17 protein-coding genes are annotated in these 21925 nt (G+C 45.5%); 13 read left to right on the top strand and 4 right to left on the bottom strand.

Annotated features, from left to right (window positions below; all coding sequences use genetic code 11):
* Positions 1–13 precede the first annotated feature (13 nt).
* Positions 14–1594: a PAS domain-containing protein gene (locus MUY27_RS15070; RefSeq protein ID WP_245131243.1), complete on the bottom strand. Its 1581-nt coding sequence runs from the start codon at positions 1592–1594 to the stop codon at positions 14–16.
* A gap of 177 nt (positions 1595–1771) precedes the next feature.
* On the opposite strand from MUY27_RS15070, the gene MUY27_RS15075 reads away from it, so the two are divergent.
* The 7 genes from MUY27_RS15075 (at position 1772) to MUY27_RS15105 (ending at position 13255) form a co-directional block, all read left to right on the top strand.
* A complete protein-coding gene (locus tag MUY27_RS15075) occupies positions 1772–3148 on the top strand; it encodes a serine/threonine protein kinase (RefSeq protein ID WP_245131246.1) in 1377 nt (458 codons plus the stop codon).
* 70 nt (positions 3149–3218) lie between these two features.
* Entirely contained in the window at positions 3219–4175 is a 957-nt protein-coding gene (locus tag MUY27_RS15080; RefSeq protein ID WP_245131248.1) for a hypothetical protein, read from the top strand.
* A gap of 92 nt (positions 4176–4267) precedes the next feature.
* Entirely contained in the window at positions 4268–5728 is a 1461-nt protein-coding gene (locus tag MUY27_RS15085; protein WP_245131251.1) for a PP2C family protein-serine/threonine phosphatase, read from the top strand.
* Between the two features lie 5 nt (positions 5729–5733).
* On the top strand, positions 5734–9882 hold the full coding sequence (locus MUY27_RS15090; RefSeq protein ID WP_245131253.1) for an FtsW/RodA/SpoVE family cell cycle protein: 4149 nt from the start codon (positions 5734–5736) through the stop codon (positions 9880–9882).
* Between the two features lie 52 nt (positions 9883–9934).
* Complete coding sequence (locus tag MUY27_RS15095) at positions 9935–10720, top strand: FHA domain-containing protein (RefSeq protein WP_245131255.1); 786 nt, start codon at positions 9935–9937, stop codon at positions 10718–10720.
* Complete coding sequence (locus MUY27_RS15100) at positions 10721–12076, top strand: serine/threonine protein kinase (RefSeq protein WP_245131257.1); 1356 nt, start codon at positions 10721–10723, stop codon at positions 12074–12076.
* 120 nt (positions 12077–12196) lie between these two features.
* Positions 12197–13255 (top strand): NAD(P)-dependent alcohol dehydrogenase, encoded by a 1059-nt coding sequence (locus tag MUY27_RS15105; protein WP_245131259.1) that lies wholly within the window; start codon positions 12197–12199, stop codon positions 13253–13255.
* A gap of 84 nt (positions 13256–13339) precedes the next feature.
* Here MUY27_RS15105 and MUY27_RS15110 read toward each other — a convergent pair whose 3' ends face one another.
* Together MUY27_RS15110 and MUY27_RS15115 are read right to left on the bottom strand one after the other, a co-directional pair.
* Positions 13340–13873: a hypothetical protein gene (locus MUY27_RS15110; protein ID WP_245131262.1), complete on the bottom strand. Its 534-nt coding sequence runs from the start codon at positions 13871–13873 to the stop codon at positions 13340–13342.
* A gap of 3 nt (positions 13874–13876) precedes the next feature.
* Positions 13877–15382: a hypothetical protein gene (locus MUY27_RS15115; protein WP_245131265.1), complete on the bottom strand. Its 1506-nt coding sequence runs from the start codon at positions 15380–15382 to the stop codon at positions 13877–13879.
* Positions 15383–15555: 173 nt separating this feature from the next.
* Here MUY27_RS15115 and MUY27_RS15120 point away from each other — a divergent pair, with 173 nt between their 5' ends.
* Positions 15556–15927 carry a hypothetical protein gene (locus MUY27_RS15120; RefSeq protein ID WP_245131267.1) on the top strand — a complete coding sequence of 124 codons (372 nt, stop codon included), beginning with the start codon at positions 15556–15558 and terminating at the stop codon, positions 15925–15927.
* 418 nt (positions 15928–16345) lie between these two features.
* Here MUY27_RS15120 and MUY27_RS15125 read toward each other — a convergent pair whose 3' ends face one another.
* Positions 16346–16540, bottom strand: a complete 195-nt coding sequence (locus MUY27_RS15125) for a cold-shock protein (protein WP_245131269.1) — start codon at positions 16538–16540, stop codon at positions 16346–16348.
* Positions 16541–16701: 161 nt separating this feature from the next.
* On the opposite strand from MUY27_RS15125, the gene cysQ reads away from it, so the two are divergent.
* From cysQ to MUY27_RS15150, 5 genes are all read left to right on the top strand, one after another.
* On the top strand, positions 16702–17481 hold the full coding sequence (gene cysQ / locus MUY27_RS15130; RefSeq protein WP_245131270.1) for a 3'(2'),5'-bisphosphate nucleotidase CysQ: 780 nt from the start codon (positions 16702–16704) through the stop codon (positions 17479–17481).
* 56 nt (positions 17482–17537) lie between these two features.
* Entirely contained in the window at positions 17538–18395 is an 858-nt protein-coding gene (locus tag MUY27_RS15135; protein ID WP_245131271.1) for a glycoside hydrolase family 16 protein, read from the top strand.
* Positions 18396–18458: 63 nt separating this feature from the next.
* Positions 18459–18845 carry an HYC_CC_PP family protein gene (locus tag MUY27_RS15140; protein ID WP_245131273.1) on the top strand — a complete coding sequence of 129 codons (387 nt, stop codon included), beginning with the start codon at positions 18459–18461 and terminating at the stop codon, positions 18843–18845.
* A 94-nt stretch (positions 18846–18939) separates the two neighbouring features.
* A complete protein-coding gene (locus MUY27_RS15145) occupies positions 18940–19452 on the top strand; it encodes a DUF3347 domain-containing protein (RefSeq protein WP_245131275.1) in 513 nt (170 codons plus the stop codon).
* A 10-nt stretch (positions 19453–19462) separates the two neighbouring features.
* A complete protein-coding gene (locus MUY27_RS15150) occupies positions 19463–21733 on the top strand; it encodes a multicopper oxidase domain-containing protein (protein WP_245131277.1) in 2271 nt (756 codons plus the stop codon).
* Positions 21734–21925: the final 192 nt, after the last annotated feature.

Consider the following 21925-nt stretch of genomic DNA (forward strand, 5'->3'; position numbering starts at 1 on the left):
TGCGCGCTACACTTTACCTTTCGTTTCGGTTTAAATCCGTAATGGAAGCAATTTTCTGTATGGTCTGGTCTAGCTCCTGGGCAGATTCATGGATAAACCGCGTCATTTTCCGTTGCTCGTCTTCCACCTGCTCATATCGGAGCAAGTCGGCCAGAGCCAGCAGCCGTACCAGGGGTGCCCTCACCAGGTGCGATTGTGTCCACGATATTTGCATCAGTAGCTTATTCTGCTCTTCTATGGTATGGATATGGTTTTTGATCTGGCTGATGTCACGACCGATCAGGCATGCGCCAACTACCTGCTCCGCCTCAATTACCGGCGTCAGCATATAATTGATCCATAAGGAAGGCATGCCCTCCCTGGGGTATTCCCGGTCGTATTCCACAATTTCACCACGATACGCTTTTTCCAGCATTTGCTTAAACGCCGGTTGCCGCTCTGCTTCCATATATTCAAAAATGTGCTTTCCGATCTGGTAACGGAAGGTGTTTTGATCTATGCTGAAATCAAATACTTTAGAGTTAAAAGCCTTAATATAACCCTGCCTGTCAAGAAGAGTATAGCCCTGTAAGGAACTGTCAAGAATGGCCCTCAGGTTAAATTCAGATTCGCTGGTCCTTTTTTCTGCGGCCCGTTGTTCAGTAATATCCCTCGCAAGTACAAGGCACGCGGGCTTACCATAATAGTCGATCAGGTTACAATCTATCCTAACGTCGATAACGTTGCCATCTTTTTTACGGTGCTTCATCAACGGTGCGGAAAAATGGCCTGTTAACCTGATCTCTGCTAAAATTTGCTGGATACTTTCATCACTATCCGCTGTTCTTATCGCGGATATATTGAGGTTAAGAAATTCTGATCTTTCATAACCATACTGATCGAGTGACGAATTGTTAACGTCTAAAAAGTTACCGGTATCCGGGTCTACTACCCACATTGGGCTGGGGCTCGCTTCAAAAAGGTTATAGTAATAATGCCTTAGTTGGTACTGCCGGCTTGCATTTTCGTGCAGGCTGCGAAAAACATAGGCGATGAGGCCGACAAATACCACATCTATGAATAGCAGATTGGCATTACGGGCAATCCATAAGCCTGCGGTGTACTGGTGGTCGGCAGCGGGGGTAACTATCTTGCGTTCAATCAGCAAAGCAAATCCCAGGATGAGCGATAAATTTGATAATACGGCTAACCAGGCGAATCGTCTGGATAAGATCAGCGCGGCAAGTATCGGGATGATAAAAAGATAGAAATCACCCACACCCTGGTAGCCACGATAAAATATTAAAGTTGCTGCAAGAATATAAGCGATTATTATAGAGCCTATTTTCTTCTGTCTGATGGTAAATGCAGAAGAGAAAGCAAGAATTACCTTGAAAATAAAACAGGTAATATCCACAACCGCTACTTTAAAAAAGCCATGAGTAGCCGTAAGTATCAGGCCCGGGATGAGCGCTATTAAGCTGGCGGGAACGCAAATGGTAATGTAATAGCAGAAAAGCTGGTTTTGCCAGCCCGCTATATCATCGCCTGGTTGGTTATTCTGTAAAACGCGCTTGGCTACCAGGCGCGTGTAACGCTGCCATAGTATTCCCATACGCTTTGATTGTTTATGGTGAACAAAGTTTTCAATTAGGGTATTAGTATTCTCTCACTACAAATATACATATTTGGAATATTATGTGCTTTATTGGCTATATTGCTGTAAAATTCATCTACCTAAACAAAATCTTACCGTATCAGTTGATAAGTATCGAGCTGACTATTTTTTAAAATGAGCAAAGTATTTACCATTACCGAAGGCCTGGAAAACCTTGGCGCTTTGCGCACAGGTGGCCAGGGTTCAGTTTATAAAGCACGGCGCATCGGCCCGCTGATAACGGCCGTTAAGCTGATACCTACACCTATATACAGTGAAAACGAGGATGATAAGAACTATCGAAATTTCCTGAACGAGGTTGAGAAACTAAAACGGGTAAACCAGCAACCTAATCCTAACGTAGTTAAAATACTCAGTTCCGGCGTAACCGAAAGCGGTTCTTTCCCCTACATCGAGATGGAATATATAGAGGGGCCCGACCTGGAAGAGTTGCTTAAACCGCCACACGATAAGATCTTTACCATTAAGGAGGTGATTAAGGTGGCGGACCAGTTGGCCTGCGCCTTGAGCCATTGCCATAATGTAGGTGTAAGGCACGGCGATATTAAAAGCAATAACGTAAAGTTCAATATCCATTCGGGTAACTATGTGCTGCTGGATTTTGGTTTGGCGGTGATGTCAGACGAGCAACGACGTACCAGTTTGCGTAATGCCGGGGCGATAGAATTTATGGCGCCCGAGCAGAACGAAGGACGCATGCTGTTCCAGACCGATGTTTACAGTTATGGCATTATCCTGTTTGAGCTACTGGCCGGAAGGGTGCCTTTCCCGCTGAATGATAATGGTGAAAACGCCAGGAATAATGTGAGGCTGCAGCATATAGAACAACCTGTTCCGAACCTGCTTGCGCTTCGTAAAGAAAACATGCCTGAAAGCTGGCCGGAAGATAAAAAGGCCATGGAGATGCAGGTGCCTGACTGGCTGATCGCCCTGATTAATAAATGTCTTGCTAAAAAGCCTGAACAACGGTACGCCGACGGTATGGCGCTTCACGAAGCCATTAATGAGCATAGTATTTCGGGAGGCACGAATGCAGAGCTTCAGGCAGAAAATGATCGCTTGCGAGCGCTACTTTATGACCCCGTTGCCAAAAGCAAAGCACAGGCAGAAGCCAGCAGGGCTTTCGCTGCGGAAGAGCAGCAAGCGCCATCGTCAGACATGGTACAGATTTCTAAACCTCTATTTGTAGTGATGATGATCCTGCTTGTGGGATTTATGGGTATTGCGGGGTACTATACACTGTTTTATCATAATGGCAAAACGCCCGAGAATACAGGCCAGTTTGCGGATACTTTAACAGGTAAGAATGATACAACCATACATACCAGCAGCGGCGAACAGGATAACAACACCTCATCTGAAAATACGGTGCCGGTGCAGCCCAAAACGGATACGCCGCAGGTAAACAGAGAGATTAAACCAAAGGTGCCGGAAACTATCCCGGATACAACGCAAACCGATACAAGTAATTCCAACCCCGATCAGCAGTAGTACCGGGTCTTTGAAACACTGATCGCGATAAACTGTTGATGAGTTATTATTAAAAATACAACCTGCCTTCATGGAATCGAAACCTAATTTTTGGGAACGTTTGGGTATACAAGACTGGTTCTTAACCAGTGCCAATAACGGCAAGCGTAACACAGAATACGCCTTAACGCCGGATGATGTTTATAAATACATTGTTCAGAAATTCACTGAATCAATCGGCGATCTGTCTTTTGCAGACCGCGTTGTATTCTATCATGAATTTATCATCATCCTTAGCGCCGATGATTACCGCCAGTTTATGGATAATAAACAAGGCATATTCGGCCTGATTGTTAACGAGTGCGTTAAGAAGTTTTACGAGGTATTGAAAGGATACCGCGAGCAGGGCAAGACCGTTGTGCCTTCCAGCTCGAAATGGGTATTCAGATTGGTATCACATCCGGATTATGCCAAAGGCGATAAGGGATTTATCGGCAAGTTACTGCCAGAAAGCAATACGCCAAAAGAAGAAAATCTTCGGGTAACTTTTATTCCGCGGCAAACGGGTATTGCGCAAACCTTTGATATCAGCCAGGATATTCTTAAGGGCTTTACCTACTACAGCGAAGGGTATTATGAATTGCCTTACGAAGAACAACTCTCGCTCGAAGAAAAAGAAAATGTAAAGGCAGAAAGCAATAAAACCTTCGCGCGGATGGAAACCATATTGCCTGATAAACAATTCGCCGGGAAAAAAGTAGAGTTCCTGATGCGCGAGCAGGAAATCATCGTTTCGGGAGCAGACGAAGAGCGTGAAGGCGGAGAGATATTCAAGATCCCTTCTGATTGGGTGAACACACCGCACCTGATGATCAGGTATAACAACGCGGATGGTAAATTATATATGGCATCATTCGGCGAGAAAACAATGCTGAATGAGAACGAAGTTCCGGCAAGTAATATACAATCGCCGGAGTTGATTCCGTTACCATATAATTCGCGCATTATCCTGAACGGGATAGTTGGTATCAATATTTATAAAAACTAATATGTCGCAGATACTATCGTTGGGTTTGCTGGTTGTTTGTGTGCTGTTGCTGGCAACTCATTTTAATGACATTAAAAGCTCGGGTAAACGTAATGGCTGAAAATTATTTTGGAATAACCGATACAGGCAAGCAGCGCAGTAATAACGAGGATACTTTTATAGCGCAGCCTGCCGGCAATAAGAATTATTTGCTGGCTTGCGTAATAGATGGGGTAGGCGGATATGCCGGCGGCGAAGTAGCTGCGGAGATTGCTCGCGATACCATCATCGAACAGTTAAATAACGTTAGTGATAACGTTGAATCGGCTATTGTAGCTGCGTTACAGCTGGCTAACGACAAAATTTTTAATGCTCGCACGTTGGATAAAAAGCACGACAGCATGGCCTGCGTATGTACCCTGGCCGTTGTTGACCTGCAGAACAACCAGCTCACTTATGGACACGTTGGCGATACGCGCCTATACTTATTCCGTGATGGTTCTTTAATAAAAATAACCAGCGACCATTCTTTCGTTGGTTTTTTAGAAGACTCGGGCAGGCTGACCGAAGAAGCTGCAATGAATCATCCGAAACGGAACGAAATTAACAAAGCCCTGGGCTTCGAAGGCAATATTGCCAGTCAGCAGAACTATATCGAAACGGGCAATTCGCCGTTCCTTCCCGGTGATGTGTTGTTGCTCTGTAGCGATGGCTTGACCGATATGGTCACTAAACAAGACATCATCACCATCCTTAACGAGGGTAGTTCCTTAAAAGAAAAGGCGAAACACCTGATCGACCTGGCTAATCACAACGGCGGGCATGATAATGTGACGGCCGTACTGGTAAAGAATGATAGGAGAGCGGCCACACAGGAAATTATCACCCCGGTAGCTCAAAAAAAGAGAGCTGATGAACCGGCGGTAGAAGCAACAGTAAGTGATACAGATGTTGAAAAGGAAAGTAATGTGACCGAAGCAGTTCGTCCTGCCAAAAAAAGCGGCAGGGGCGCCAATAAGTTCGTGATCGTCATACTCGTATTAATGATTACAGCTTTCATTGCAGCTACTATTTACACTGCTTATCAAAAAAAACAGTCGGCTGATGCGGCAAAGCCGGTTACGCAAACCGCGGTTGTTACCCAGGATACTACTGTTAAAGCGTCAACACTTCAGGGAATGCTGGATAGCTTGAAAACGGACACGCTGAAGCTAAAAGTGCCGCAGGTTAAAGCGCCGCTTACCCTAACTAAAAGTACCATCATAAAAAAAGATACGCTATTTATAAAAGGCGATGGACAAACGGTAATTGGGCCGGCGGCTGGTTTTAACGGCCCTGCTTTTATTCTGCCAAAAAACTGTAAACTGATTGTGATGAGCAACCTTACATTTGATGGCTTTAAAACCGCCATTACTACTTATAACAATGCCTTGGTGCTGAAAAATGTAAAGTTCAGTAATTGCGAAGTGCCTGTACAGGTTTCGCTTACCACAATGAATAATGCTGCTGTAAGCGGCTGGTTGCCCGACCATGTTTTAAAATCCGATACCTCTGCAAAAGCCGTGAAGAAATAATACGAATGGAACAACATCTACCCCAAAAACCTTCAAGAATTAAAGAGCGGATTTTTCTTCTACTGGGCGCTATTGTGCTCGGGTTATTGTTCTATGAACTTTTCGGCGTACAGCAACGTAATTTTACCGATGTCGGGTCGCGGCTGCGCGAGGGAACGATGGTTAACCTGAATGGCAAAGACCCATCGGGCAGCTTTCGCCGGTTATTGGAAAAGGGCTATTACTTCGATGATAAAAAAGATATCGACCTGATAGAAACAGCGGTAGCGAAAGGCATGAAGCCAGGCGAGCAGTTTGACAACATTGGCGAACTGAACAAAAAAAGCTTTTTTATTGATGCTGATGAGGCGTGGGAAACAGGCGGGCAATCTTTTAAAAAAAGGGTAGAAGCGTCCCGTGCGCTTTTAGGCTATAGTGGTGATGATTCTGTTCGTTTTGTAGAGGAACGTAATAATCCGCCTCAGTTAGCCGATATGGTAGACGCCGCGGCAGGGCATAACAGCATAACCGCGTCGGTTTCGCACGAAAAAGCGCCGGTGGCGGGGGTACTGATGCGCTTGCGTATGGTACTGCCGCAAGATAGTATTGTGAGCGACGATGAGGACGAGGATCCTAAAACCATAACAGAAAATACAAGCCAGATCAAAAGAACGTATGCTTTAGATTCTGCGAAGCATAAACGTTTGCAATCTTTCGCGGCTTATGCCCGCACCAACAGCAACGGCGAGGTGGTGTTTAAAAACCTTCCAGATGGTAAGGCATATCAGGTTTTGCCCCTTCAACCCGGTTCGCAGTTTGGGAAGTCGCAAGGCGTACAGGAATTAGATGAGGATGTGTCTTTGGCTTTTCGCCAGTCGCCGCATACTGTTCGTTTGCTTTCTACCCGCGATTTTAACATTCTGAAGAAAGAGAAATCGCTGATTATCCGCACCCCGCAGCAGTTTAACCGATGGTACTGGATCGTCGTGGCAGGATTTTTCGCCGCCTTCCTCATCGTGCATGTGATTCTAAGCATTCGGTTCCCGGAAGCCGACCTGATATTACTCCCTGTGTTGATGATTCTTACCGGGCTGTCATTCCTGACATTGTTGAGTATACAAGACCCCCTGCGCGACCGCTTCCTGGCGCGGGACACACTCTACTATTTTGGGGCAGGTATGTTTGGCATCGTATTGCTCCAGTTTTTTAACATTCGCCGCCTGACGCCAGACTCTGGACTGTACCGCCTGTTTGTATTTAAAAATGTGAATAGTGCGGCTAAAGGCTGGCCGTGGATTGTAATCGCTATGGGGCTATTGGCGTTGCTGGTTAAATTTGGTACAGGGCCAGAAGGCAGCGGCGTTAAGGTGAATTTGTTCGGCTTTCAACCCAGCGAGTTTGTGAAATATTTAGCGGTGCTGTTCCTGGCTGGTTTTCTTGCCGCAAACGAGCGATTCATCAGCGAATATCCAACTTTTAAAAAACGCTTAACCTTCTTCGGGTTTGCACTGGCGGCCATTGTGACTACGCTGTTGTTGTTCCTGGTGCTGGGCGATTTAGGTCCGGCGATGGTGGTGTGTTTCACCTTTATCATTTTGTTCTCCTTTTCGCGGGGCGATTTCCTGTTCATGGCTGGTTCGGTGGTACTTTATGTGCTGCTCATCTGGGGACTAAAGAACGTGTGGCTTTCTACCTTAATCACCGCCGTTATATTGACATTGCTGATGCTGTTTAAGCGTAAACAGCTGAGCGAATCAGCGATCATGACGCTGGTGATCATGGCGGCATTCCTAACCATAGACCAGGTTCCCGGTTTGGATAAATACTTCTCCGGCCCGGTTCAACGATTAAAAGAACGCAAAGCCATATGGCAAGATCCATGGAACAACGAAGTTTACGGCGGCGACCAGGTAGCCAACGGTTTGTGGGCCATGTCATCAGGCGGTATAACAGGGCAGGGTGCGGGTGAAAGTTTTGCTAAAACCATTCCTGAAGCGCATACAGACATGATCTTGCCTTCTATAGGCGAGGAGTTTGGCTGGACGGGTATTGTATGCGTGTTCATCCTGTTTTTGATCCTTTTGCACCGGGCTATTATTATCGGCAGGCAGTCGGGGACACCGTTTTTGTTTTATCTCTGCGGCGGTATAGGGATATGTACCTTTGTGCAATTTCTGCTCATCGCCGGGGGCTCTACAGGCGCATTGCCGCTTTCCGGTGTGGTACTCCCGTTTGAAAGCTACGGCGGTTCATCGCTTATTGCCAATCTGGTGGCTGTAGGCTTTTTGTTGTCAGCATCACGTGTAAAAGGTACTCCCGTACAGATGGCTTACATTACCCAACAACAAGATCGTAACCTGGTACCTGCTTTAATGGCCGCCTGCGTTGGCTTATTGCTGCTAACGGTCAGTGTATCCCGATATTTGTTCAATAATAAAAAGTGGGTAGTACAACCAGCCTTAGTGGCAGATAGAAGTGGGGCACGTATGTTCAGTTACAATCCACGCATTGCTATTTTGATGAACCGTCTTCAGGCCGGGTCTTTGTATGATCGTAATGGCCTGATCCTGGCAACAAGTAATCCGCAACTGATCCGTAAGCAAATCCGCCAATTAGAAAGTGCAGGAGTTACCGATTATAATCTCGATTCGGCTACCCACAAACGTTTGGATAGGTATTACCCGTTCGAGGAGCAAGCTTTCTTCTGGACAGGAGACGCCAATACGGGTGTGTTCAATGGCAGTACAAACGGTTACTTTGCCGAGTATGAGCATGCGGCCGAATTACGCGGCTTTAAAACACCTGTTACCAGTTATAATGTAACAGCAACCCGTTTCCAGGAAGATCGTTTCTTACCGCGAAACGTAAGGGAAATGACGGTAGCCAAAACAGATTATAGCGCTATAGCTCCGCTGCTGCTTGCGGGCATTAACAGTAAAGAAGTTGACGCATTTAAAAAGCGCAACCGCGACGTGCAATTAACCGTCGATGCAGGACTGCAGACCAATATTCAGCAAATGATCGCTGCGGACGATTCGCTCAAAAACAACCGCGTTTCTGTAGTGGTAATGGAAGCAGAAACCGGCGATGTGTTAGCTTCTGCAGTTTATCCGCTTCCGCCGGTAAAAAACTGGGAACAACTCACCATGAGCCAGTCTGAACAGAACGCACAAAATTATTGGATGACCACTGCCGACCTTGGTTTTACCTATGCCACGCCGCCGGGTTCTACTGCCAAGGTACTTACCGCAATGGCCGCCTTTAATAAGATGGGTATAGCTGCAAAAGACAGAACTTTTGAAGTAGAAGCAAGGGAGCGGATCCGGACCAAAGGATTGGAGCCCGATGAAACCGGGACCATCACCATGGAACGGGCGATAGCGAAATCGAACAACGTGTACTTTATAAAGCTGGCGAATGAAGAGCATTTGCAGGAAGATATGGCTACGCTTTATATGAAGACAGGGATGTTCCTGCATGGAGTGGGCGGTTACTTTTACGCCAAGCGCAACAATAACGAAAAACAGGAAGAGAAATGGCGCGAGCTTTGGCGAAAAACAGAATTTAATACCAAGCCGCGTTATGATCCGAATAACATCAGGCGTACCCGAGCTAAGGGTATTTCCGGTATGGCCTGGGGGCAGGGTGAATTGATCGCTACACCGGCCGCAGTAGCAAGGTTGGCCTCTGGTGTAGCCAACAACGGTACGCTGATGGAAAATCGGTATGTGTTAAAGGTAAGCGATTCGACAACAGCAACGCGGAAAAGTTCGGATCTGGCAGCTAATCCGCAATATGCACAACTGCTTAGAAGTTATATGATAGAACAAAGCGCGCCTAAAGTTCCGATTCTGGGTATTAGCGTAGCGGGTAAAACCGGTACGCCGGAACGGATATGGAAGGGCGAACAAATAAATGACGGCTGGTACGTATTTTTTGCACCTAAGGCCAACGGTAAGGGTAATATTGTTACCTGTATACGGGTAGAAAAAACAAGGGGGTCTTCAAACGCGGTACATGCCGCCGGGAAGGATATTGTACCGTTATTGTTAAAACGGGGTTATATCAAAAATATAACAGAAGGGGCATCTTCGGTAAGCAGTCGTGTTGGAATGATGAAGGCTGTTGAAAAGCCGGAAGAAGAACCAATAGAACCGGATACCACCGTTCAGTAAATGGAAAAACATAAGCAGTAAAAACAGGGTTATTATAATTGAATTGCAGATCATGTTTGGATTATTTAAAAGCAGTACCGGCGAGCGACCGATGGATGTGAAAGCCATCCGGGATGCTTTGCTCAGATTTATAAAAGATCAGCTGCAAAAGCTGGAAGGGGAAGCCGGCGCAATTAAGGGCCTCCAGTTGTATTTGAATCCTTTACCCGAAGACAGGCATTTGTATGAAGCTGCTTTGAATATTGATCATGCCGAACAATTTAAAAATGAAGTACAGCGCATCGCCGATGATTACGCCCTGGCTTTACCGCAAAGTTGGACATTGGAGGTCGTTTTTACAGAAGAAATACCGACGCAGGCGGTAAAAGCGGCAAACTTAGGTGCTGCATTGTTTATCCGCACCACTAATCACAACATCCGCAAGTCTTCAGTAGCATTTATCCGTGTGCTGAACGGTAAAGCTGAACGCGATGAGTACGAAATTACTTCAGAAGGGGATAAGGTTAACATCGGCCGCGAGCGGCAGGTGCAGGTTAAAGATGGCTTTTTTAGAAAGAATGACATTGCCTTTCCGGGTGATAGCGAAAATGAAAGTAATAAGTACATTAGTCGCCAGCATGCCCACATCGAATGGAACAACGATACCGGTAGCTTCATGATCTTTGCGGATGAGGGCGGCGTGCCGCCGGGCAATAAGGTGAAAATCCACACCACCCGTGATGAGAACCTCATCAAGTTAAACTCAACCCATATCGGGCACCAGTTGCAGGAAGGTGACCAGGTAATTTTGGGCCAATCTGCCGTTATTGAATTTAGTTACAAGCCATCAGTTTCATAAGTGAAAGTTTTTACCATAACAGAAGGATTAGAAAATTTAGGTGCCTTACGCACCGGTGGGCAGGGTTCGGTCTACAAAGCACGCCGTATGGGGCCTATTCTTACCGCGGTGAAACTGATACCAACCCCTATTTATAACGAAAGCGAAGAGGACAGGAACTATCGTAACTTCCTTAACGAGGTTGAAAAGCTGAAGAAGGTAAACGAAGAGCCTAATCCTAATGTGGTAAAAATTCTTAGTTCAGGTATTACAGAAAGCGGTTCGTTTCCATTTATTGAGATGGAGTACATTGAAGGGCCGGACCTGGAAGAACTACTGAAACCACCGCACGAGCGCGTTTTTACGATAAAAGAAGCGGTGAAACTGGCAGACCAGTTAGCGTGTGCGTTAAGCCATTGCCATAAGGTAGGGGTAAGGCACGGCGATATCAAAAGCAATAACGTTAAGTTTAATACAAGTTCAGGTAATTACGTCCTGCTTGATTTCGGGCTCGCAGTAATGTCAGACGAGCAACGCCGCAGCAGTTTGCGGCATGCCGGTGCAATAGAGTTTATGGCGCCCGAGCAAAACGAGGGCAAGATGCTGTTCCAAACAGATGTTTACAGTTTTGGTGTGGTATTGTACGAACTGCTTGCCGGTCAGGTACCTTTTCCGCTGAATGACAGCGGAGAAACATCGCGTAATGCGGTGATGCTGCAACACATGGAAACACCCGTGCCAGACTTATTGACTATCCGCAACAGGAACCTGCCTGCACATTGGTCTGATGAGAAGAAAGAACGCGAGCTGCAGGTGCCGGATTGGTTATTAAAGGTTATTTACAAATGCCTGGAGAAGAAACCAGAGAACCGCTTTCATGATGGTGTAGCCTTGCATGATGCCGTTAGCAGGCAAAGTATCTCGGGAGGGACAAATGCAGAATTGCAGGCAGAAAACAGCTTGCTAAAGCAAAAGGTAAATACACTTGAAGAGGGGCAAACGCTTAGCCCTAATCCGGCTTTGAAATTCACTGAAGCGAAAAGAGAAGCCCAGAAATCAAGGCGGATTATTTTTACAGGTTTGTCGCTGATCGTAATCCTCCTGATCACGATGATTACAGCGCTTCGTTCGGCCAGCAAGAAAAAAGAAGAGGCGGCCTTGCTGCGCGACTCGGTCGCCCAGCTTCAGAAAAAGATCCATAAAGATTCAGTTGCATTTAAAGCATTGGCTTACCGGTATGCTACGGTGCGGCGCATACAACAAACCATTAGTGCTTCTATCAAGCAGGATAGCATCGCCCGTGCAAACGAACGGAAAAGAGCGACCACTGCAACCGGGAAGCCTAAGCGCAGAAAGAAATTTCTCGGGCTGTTTTAGTGATTTTTATTGCAAAAAATTACCTTATTATTTCAAAACATACTACCATGCACCTAATCGGTGCCGTACTTTTGCTGCGTTTAAATTCAGCACACCAATTACTAAGAAAAACAAATATTAATGGAAACAAAACAAGTTAAAGCATACGGTACAGAGGCTGCCGAAGTGCCCTTAAATGGACTGGATATTAACCGCAGAAAGCCTACGCCGCACGACGTAGAGATTGATATCCTCTATTGCGGGGTTTGCCATTCAGATATTCATACAGCGCGTAGCGAATGGGGACCTTCGATGTACCCTGTTGTGCCTGGTCACGAAATTGTAGGCAAAATCATCAGCGTGGGTGACCATGTAACCAAATTTAAAGTAGGTGATGTGGTAGGCGTGGGTTGTATTGTAGACTCTTGCCGCGAATGCGAATACTGTAAAGAAGGTTTAGAGCAATATTGCGAACCCGGTATGACCGGCACTTACAATGCACCAGACAAACACCTGCCTGGTAACCCTACCTTCGGCGGTTATTCTGAAAGTATTGTAGTAGATGAAAATTACGTACTTCGCATCCCCGAAAACCTTGATTTGGCTGCTACCGCACCGTTATTATGTGCAGGTATTACCACCTATTCGCCGTTGCACCACTGGAAAGTTAGCGAAGGTCAGAAGGTTGGGGTAGTGGGTATCGGTGGTTTGGGCCACATGGCTATTAAAATTGCCAAAGCAATGGGTGCACACGTGATTGCCTTCACCACATCCGAATCTAAATTTGCAGAAGCACAACGTTTGGGAGCAGACGAGGTTGTGCTATCTAAAGATGCAGAGCAGATGGCTAAATACCGGGGCAAACTGCATTTTATACTAGATGCCGTATCCGCCGAGCACGATATTAATGCCTACCTGGCTTTACTTCGGGTAGATGGTTCTTTAGCATTAGTAGGCGCTCCGGAACAACCGCTGCCTGTAGCTGCATTTAGCTTAATCCCAAAACGCAAAACCTTTGCCGGTTCTATGATTGGCGGTATTGCAGAAACCCAGGAAATGTTAGATTTCTGTGGTAAGCATAATATTACTGCTGATATCGAGATGATTGATATTAATAATATCAACGAAGCCTACGAGCGCATGATTAAAGGAGATGTGAAATATCGTTTCGTTATCGATATGGCTTCATTGAAAAATTAAGGATAGCATCGCCCTAAGTCTCAAAAAGGGGGAAAACTTAAGTCCTTCCGCCATTGGTGGAGGGACTTGTTTTTTACAGTTCTTCTATTCAATTATCAATTGTTCAAATTGGTGCCCGCGAAACGCTTCTGCAAGCTTGATGGTGTCGTTTGCCAGTTGAGAAAGCCCCGGGCCAAACATTTCCAGCAAATAACTTATCAGCCAAACAGTTTGTATGATTACCTGTAGATTTTGTTGCGTGTTGATATTCAACATTACCGTATGCCGAAAATACACGATAGGCGGCTTGCTCAAAAGTCCGAAACTACCAAGCGTGGAAAATTTATTGATATTCGCAATACCTGCTTTCAGTTCTGCTGCATCTGTCTTCACTTCTTCAACAGGAACGAAGCATTGCATTATAGATAGGCCGTTAAGTTCTGCTTCTATGCCTGGTAAAAATGATAGTTCGATTTGTAAGCCCCCTCTGGGATGCCCATCCATAGGAAGCGCAACCAATAAGGTGTCATACGGCACACTGTCATTTGCGCTTAGTAATTGGCTTGCAAAACCTTCTTCTTTCAATGCGTCAGCGTATAATTTAAGCGCCGTGAAATGCGCCGGGTTTCCCGTATCCATTGTTTAAAAATCTAATCCTTTTGCTATCGCTTTAGCCCGGTCCTGTCTCGCCTTTTCGGCATCATCAGACCACATGTAACTCAGTAATTCTGTTTTATCATCAGGTTTTGGCTTTTCACGGACACCCAGATTACGCACAATTTTACTCGCTGTATTTGGCTCATCGTTGTAGTAAGAGCGCCCTTCGTCTTTCGAAAGCTTAGTAGCAATTTGCCCGCGCACGTCCTCATGCCGCCTCATCTCTTCCGTTTTAAAATAGTCGCCAAAACCTTTACGTGGTACATTTTTCTGAACCTCAATCTTACCGTACCTAAGAGCATGGGGATCTTTCAATATCTCTTTACCAGACTGGTGCTTTTTATACATCTTATACAAAGATACGCCAAGCGCCACGCCGCCTGCTGCGGCCAGTAAACCCCAGCCTACAGGATTAGTGAGGCTTGCTGCAAGCAGCGCACCCCCGGCCACACCTAATGCGCCGCCTACCGCTTTTGCATAGTTTGCTTTTGCCTTTGTCCACTGGTTATCTTGCGCAAATTTGATGATGCCACCGTTTTCGTCCATTGTTTCTTTTCCCAATTGCTCTAGTTTATTGCTGCGGTAATGCGCCAGGCCACCGGTTGCTAAACCCGTCACCACATCTGCACTACTTTTTACAATAGCCGCAGGTGCAATCACCTTAGAGGCGATACTTGACGCTGCAGATAGCGCGCCGGACGTAGGTACCACACCCGATAAAGTTCCCAGCCCGTTAGCGCCGGTTTGCGCAGCACTGCTTAACGAGCTTATCACGTCAACAGCCTTAATTGCTTTGTCTTTCTTCTGATTCTGCGAAGTAATAATATCATGAATACCCACACCGGCATTGGCAAGCGAGCCTACCACACCCAATCCTTGTCCCGCTACCTTGGTCCATTCGCCAGTTGCCCCTAAGGTATCATTGTTGATTAAGTGGCTTAAGTTGGTGGTTTGGCTACCTATAAATGAACCGGCGCTACCTATTTGCCCCGTTTTTTCGACCGCGGTTTCATGCCGAGGTGTAGATCTTGCATCATATACTGCATTCTCGTGTTCTGCCAGCAAACTTTCGTTACCACGGTAAGGTTGGTCAGATCGTTGCCCGCGTCTTTCTAACCTGCGTCCAGCATGCTCGTCCCGGTGTATCGCATCGCCGAAGTAAGCTGCACGCCTACCATTATCAGTTAGATGAGCATAACGATCTTCCTCTTTTTTCTTTCCGAAGAAAGGCACCCATGACGGTAGACGCTGCACAACCAGGTTATTTACAGGCGATATGGTTTTTAGTTGTTTGGTATTACCATCGGCCATATTTTGGTAATCCTTCAGCTGTTTTATCCGGGGGCTGGCATCAGCCATAGCCTGATAAGGAGTAGCTGTGCGAAGCCCCGCAGCAGGAAGATGTGCACCGGTTCTGCCCGCTGATCGTTGCGTTGTGTTACCCGCGGATGAGTTATGGGTTAACTTCTGTTTTTCTGCCTGTGTTTTCAATCTAAGGTTATTGGTATATACAAGGTAAGGAAAAAATAACGTGTAATGAAACGTATTTTTAACATTAAATATAAAGCATATTTCTTTTTAATAAATCTTTTGCAAGGATGGTATTAACTGTTAAATACTTTGTATCGGAGAATAATTATTTTTAGTATCGTGATATTCAAACTATGAGTTCATTTGAAGTAAAAACCGAAACGTTTCCGCAACAGGGAGACGACGTTAATCACTACCTGTCATTGTTATTTACGCCAGGTTCAGCGAGTTATGATCAGCTGAAGTATGAATTGCAGCGTGAATACCGGTTTAATGGTTCGCCGGAGGTAACGTCCATCAAATTTGATAAAGGGCAGTTAGATGCAAATAAAGGGAGCTTCCGGGTGATCCTGGATATCAATTTTACTTTCGGCTGCGAAGATGTACAGACTGATAAGCATGACCAAACGTCAGATTGGACATTCGACGTTGATCGTGAAAAACAGCTGATTCGTTTTTATAGTTCGCCGTATGCAGAAGCAAGAAGTACCGCTGATGAATTCTGACAGTAGCTGCTGATAAATTTATATTATTCTTTTTAAGAATACTGCACGTATTTATACGTACCTTGTGTCACCTCTCATAAGTATTCTTAACTGAGAAGCAGCCTATAATGAATATTTATGAAATCGAACCTTTTGCAGAACGCTACACGGCTGATCTGAGCATTCTCAAGATAGAATTACTGAATAACCAAATTTTGAGGGTGATAATGATTAAAGGGAGCGACTACGACTATCTAAAGCATTATAATTTGTGGCGCGCAGTAAATGTTGCAGATATAGTGAGGTGGGTTAACTTTAGGGATGTGAATGTTACCTTCCTCATCGATGGGGATTTGATCTGTGATATCACTTCACTGATATAAAAAAAAAAGCACCCTGGTTTTGCCAGGGTGCTCTACAATAAAATGATTGTGATTTTTTAGATTACTTTAACATTTATCGCATTAGGGCCTTTTCTGCCCTGTTCTACTTCAAATTGAACTTTGTCGTTCTCACGAATTTCGTCGATCAAACCAGTTGAGTGTACAAAAACGTCTGTTTTTGTATCGGTTTGTGAAATGAATCCAAAACCTTTAGTGGTGTTGAAAAATTTCACGATTCCTTCTTTTTGCATTGTATTGTTATTTTGTAAGTCGGCAAGGTAGACAATTAAATCTGTCTATTTCTTATTTTATCTAAATAAATTTAATTTTTATTTAAATATGACCTGTTTTGAAGATCTCCTAAAAGCTTGCAAAGCTCTATTTCTATTGTTTAAATAATATATTTACCACCATGATGAACACTGCCGCCCTGTTAGCTATTGCCCGTAATGCAGCGTTGAAAGCAGGGGCAGCAATAATGAAAATCTACGAGCAAGGCGCGGCTGAAGTTAATCTAAAGGCAGACCTGTCGCCGGTTACTGCGGCCGACATCGCTGCGCATCATATTATCCTTGAACTGCTGGAACCATGTGGATTACCGGTAATTTCGGAAGAGGGGGATACTTGCAATTATTCTTCCCGGCAAAATTACGAATGGTATTGGCTGGTAGACCCGCTCGATGGCACCAAAGAATTCATTAAGCGCAATGGCGAGTTTACCGTCAACATTGCATTGATACATAAACACACGCCTGTTGCCGGTGTAATTTATGCGCCCGCTTTGCATCAGTTGTATTGGGGATCTAAGGACACTGGTGTATATAAAGAGGAGGACGACGTGCGTATTGAACTGACGGGTTTAGCAGCAACGCATAGTTTTGAAGAGCTATTACAGCGGGAAGGTTTAAACATCGTTATATCGCGGTCGCACCTTTCTGAGGAAACTTTGCAATTCATTAATCGGTTTAATCAACCGAAGCTATTGTCAATGGGTAGTTCGCTCAAATTTATGTTATTGCTGGAGAATAAAGCAGATCTTTACCCTAAGTTTGGCCCATGCATGGAGTGGGACACCGCTGCTGCTCATGCCATCTTAAACGCCGCCGGAAGAAGTATTTATCAGTTGAATTTACAAGACGAACTGGTTTACAATAAGCCGGATATGACTAACCCATCTTTTATCGCATTCTAACAAAATAAAACCGCCAAATGTTACCAATAAAACCTTCCATGAGAACGAAACAAACAATGGCAATATCTTGGATAGCATTAGGTTTAATGATGCTGTCGTCTACAAATCTGAAGGCACAGAAGCCGGTCGAAAAATCGCGCGTTATATTTTTTGAAGATTTTTCCGCCTCAAAGCTGGATCGCTCAAGATGGAACGTAATTGTGACAGATAAGGGCGTGGTTAATAACGAGCAGCAGGCTTATGTAGATTCATCTGCTACGTTATATATCGCACACGGGGCTGAAGCAGCCGGGGCGAAGGACGGCGCTTTGGTGATTAACCCTGTTTATCATGAAGGATATGTAAATGCGTCTAATAAACGGTTTGATTTTCTATCCGGCCGTATCGATAGCCGCGGGAAAGTCAGCTTTACTTATGGTACAGTTTCGGCGCGAATGAAATTACCTGCAGGTACTGGCCTATGGCCGGCTTTCTGGATGCTGGGCGAAGGTAAATGGCCAGATTGCGGCGAAATCGACATTATGGAAAATATCGGTGAGCCAGATTGGATCAGTGCCGCCCTGCATGGCCCTGCCTATTTCGGCGAAACGCCGCTGGTAAATAAACTGTTCTTTAAAAATACGGATATTACCCAGTGGCATGTTTATACGGTAGAGTGGTCAAAGAACGCCTTGCTGTTTAAGGTAGATAACCAGCTTTATTATCGCGTCACCCGGCCAATGGTAGAAAATTACGGCCCCTGGGCTTTTGATAACCCTAAGTTTTTGATCCTTAACCTGGCACTGGGCGGTGCTTACCCGGCAAAGATCAACGGAGTTAAAGCGCCTTATAACGGGTTGCCGGAAACCACCGTGAAGCTGATTAAGCAAGGCAAAGCAAAAGTTTTGGTTGATTGGGTAAAGGTTACGCAATAGTTGTACGTCAAAGATGACAATCTGCATGCCGAACTAATTTGATAAAAAACTATTTTTGTATTAATGAAGCGCATATTGGTATTGATACTTACAGTTTGTTACCTGGGGTTATCCTCGGGCGCGACGCTGCATTTTCAATATTGCATGGGGCGTTTGGTGGGCGTTGGGTTAAGTCCGGTAAAAGCAAAAGTTTACCGTTGCGGTATGGCCAAAAGAATGGCCGCAAAAAAATGCTGTAAGGATAAATATCAGGAGTTCAAGACAGATAAGTCGAGTATTGCCGTTTCTACTGCGGTGCCAGATCAAATGGTGGCTACTCCGCCTAACCTGTTTTTTGTATGGAGCCCGGTTGTCACAACGTTAACCCGGTATTTAGTGCCGCAGGCACAAGCGCCGCCATTGGCACTCGCCGTCCCGATTTATAAGCGTAACGCTACATTCCGTATTTGATTTTCTCTCCCTTTCAATAGGTGCAGTTTTAATCTGCCTAAATAACAACGGTATTTGCTGCCGGTAAATCTCACGTATTTAATTTCTTACAATCATGAAAACACTAAAAGTTATTCTTTTGGCGGTTGTTGTATTCGCTGCCGCTACCTTTAAAGTAAATGCCCAGTCAGAAGGTAAAACCACATTAAACCAGGTTCTTACCCATTATTTCGAAGTAAAAAATGCCCTTGTGTCCGGTAGCGCAACGGACGCTAATGCTAAAGCAGGCGCTTTATTAGCTGCTATCGGCGAAGTAAAGCCCGCATCCCTGGCTGACGATCAGCAAAAAGCCTGGACAGCCTATGCCGACAAGCTTTCTTTTGATGCACGCCATATTTCAGAAAATAAAGATATCGCCCACCAGCGCGAACATTTCGCCAGCCTTTCAAAAAACATGTATGATCTGTTCAAGGCTTTAAAGGTGAACGATGTTGCTGTTTATCAGCAATACTGCCCCATGAAAAAGGCCAGCTGGTTAAGCGAAAGTTCGGCGGTTAAAAATCCTTACTATGGAAGCGCCATGCTTACCTGCGGTAAAACAACAGAAACACTATCGCCAATTAAGTAAGCTACAGGGGATGAGAAAATTATTAATGGCTTTCGTGATGATGCTGTTTGCGGTGGTTGCTTTTGCGCAACACCATCATATGGGCATGGGCGAAAGCAGTAAGCGGTTGCCGTTTTATACCAAAATAGGCAATCGCGATATTTACCATATTTATATTGCAGATACTACGGTTAATTACACAGGTAAGCAACGCCCGGCAATGGCCATCAACGGCAGTATACCCGCGCCGGAGCTTCAGTTTACAGAAGGCGATACGGCCGAGATCTACGTACATAACCTGATGATGATGGAAACTTCCATCCACTGGCATGGGTTAATACTCCCCAACCGGTATGATGGTGTTTCGTACTTAACCACCACGCCCATCATGGGTGGGCAGACGCACTTATTTAAGTTTCCGCTGGTACAGCACGGTACTTACTGGTACCATTCGCACACCATGACACAGGAGCAAAGTGGTTTATACGGGTCGTTCATTATTCACGAACGTAAGCCGGAACCGATGAAGGAGTATACCTTATTGTTGAGTGACTGGACGGACGAAAACCCTGAGCAGGTGCAGCGCAGGCTGCATAACGCCACCGATTGGTATGCCATCCGTAAGGGTAGCACCCAAGATTACTGGCAGGCGTTGAAAAGCGGGCACGTTAAAACCAAACTGACCAATGAATGGAAGCGCATGACGGCCATGGACGTAAGCGATGTTTACTACGACCGGTTTTTCAGCAATGGAAAGCCTGTAGCAGAGGCGCCGCAGTTTAAAGCCGGGGAAAAGGTAAGGCTGCGCGTAGTGAACGGCAGTTCTTCCACTTACTTTTGGCTGAAATGGGCCGGAGGGAAAATGCAGGTGGTTGCTAACGATGGCGAGGACGTACAGCCGGTTGAGGTGGATAGGATGATCGTCGGTGTAGCGGAAACCTATGATGTGGTGGTAACCATACCCAAGGACGGCAGCTATGAATTTTTAGCAACACCCGAAGACCGCACACGTTATACCAGTTTATGGCTGGGGCCGGGGCAGAAGCACCCGGCGAAGAAACTGGGAAGGCTGAAGTACTTTGAAGGCATGAAGATGATGAACGACATGATGGACATGCACGGCAACATGAAAAGTATGGACGGCATGGTCATGACGAATCAGGTTATGGATATGAACACGGTGATGTATCCTGAAATTACCGGTGAGGAAAAGCAACCGGCATCAAAAGGGATGGCAGAAGATCATGGCGGCATGCACCACGATATGCCCGGCATGGACATGGGAAACAGCACAGATATTGTGACATTGAATTACAACATGCTAAAGTCTACCCATGTAACTACACTGCCGACGGGGCCCACCAAGTTATTGAACTTTGAACTGACCGGGAATATGAACCGCTATGTCTGGACGATCAATAATAAAACCGTGTCCGAGTCGGACAAGATCCTGATCAAACAGGGCGAGAATGTACGTATCATCCTTTATAATAACACCATGATGCGTCACCCCATGCATTTGCACGGCCATTATTTTCGGGTGTTGAACGGACAGGGTGAATATTCACCACTGAAGAATACGTTGGATATAATGCCGATGGAACGGGATACCATAGAGTTCAGGGCATCTGAAAGCGGAGACTGGTTTTTTCATTGCCATATTCTCTATCACATGATGAGCGGTATGGGCCGCATCTTCAGTTACGAAAATTCGCCGCCTAACCCCGAAGTGCCGGACCCTGTAGCTGCCATGAAAATGATCAACGCGGACGACCGTAAGTTTTACGCCGCAGCGAAGGTTGGCCTTGAGAGCAATGGCAGCGACGGCAATGCTTCTTTAGCCAATACCCGCTGGCGTTTTTCAACCATGTGGCACTTAGGCACCAGCGCTACTAAAGGGTTTGAAAGCGAAACAATGGTCGGCAGGTTCTTTGGCCGTATGCAATGGTTGTATGCTTACGCCGGGTTCGATTATCATTACAAGCGTACGGACGACGTAGAAAAGAACATGTTCGGGCAGATCAGCAATAAGAATAACAGGCACACGGTTGTGGCGGGCCTTGCCTACACATTGCCGATGCTTTTCGTAGCAGATCTGCGGGTGGATGGGAACGGTAAGTTCAGGTTCCAGTTAGGCCGCGAAGATATCCCGTTAACCAATCGCTTAAGAATGACCTTGATGGGTAATACCGATAAAGAATATACTGCAGGTTTACGATATGTGGTTAACAAAACGTTCTCGCTTTCATCGCATTACGACAGCGATATGGGCTGGGGAGGCGGTTTAACGTTGACCTATTAATTTTTTGTTTCATTCTTTTTCAGACAGGATGCCTGCATATCTGCTCGCTTAATCAATCGGGCTTTTATCGCCAGGCATCCCATTTTTAGATGATATTGTAAACGTCTTACTGCATTCTGAACGCTTTTTCTTAATTTTTATATATAGGATATATTTTATCATAAATATTAATGTGTAACTTTAGGATAACCT

Origin of the sequence: Mucilaginibacter straminoryzae, from assembly GCF_022953055.1 — a bacterium.
Taxonomy (GTDB): Bacteria; Bacteroidota; Bacteroidia; order Sphingobacteriales; family Sphingobacteriaceae; genus Mucilaginibacter; species Mucilaginibacter straminoryzae.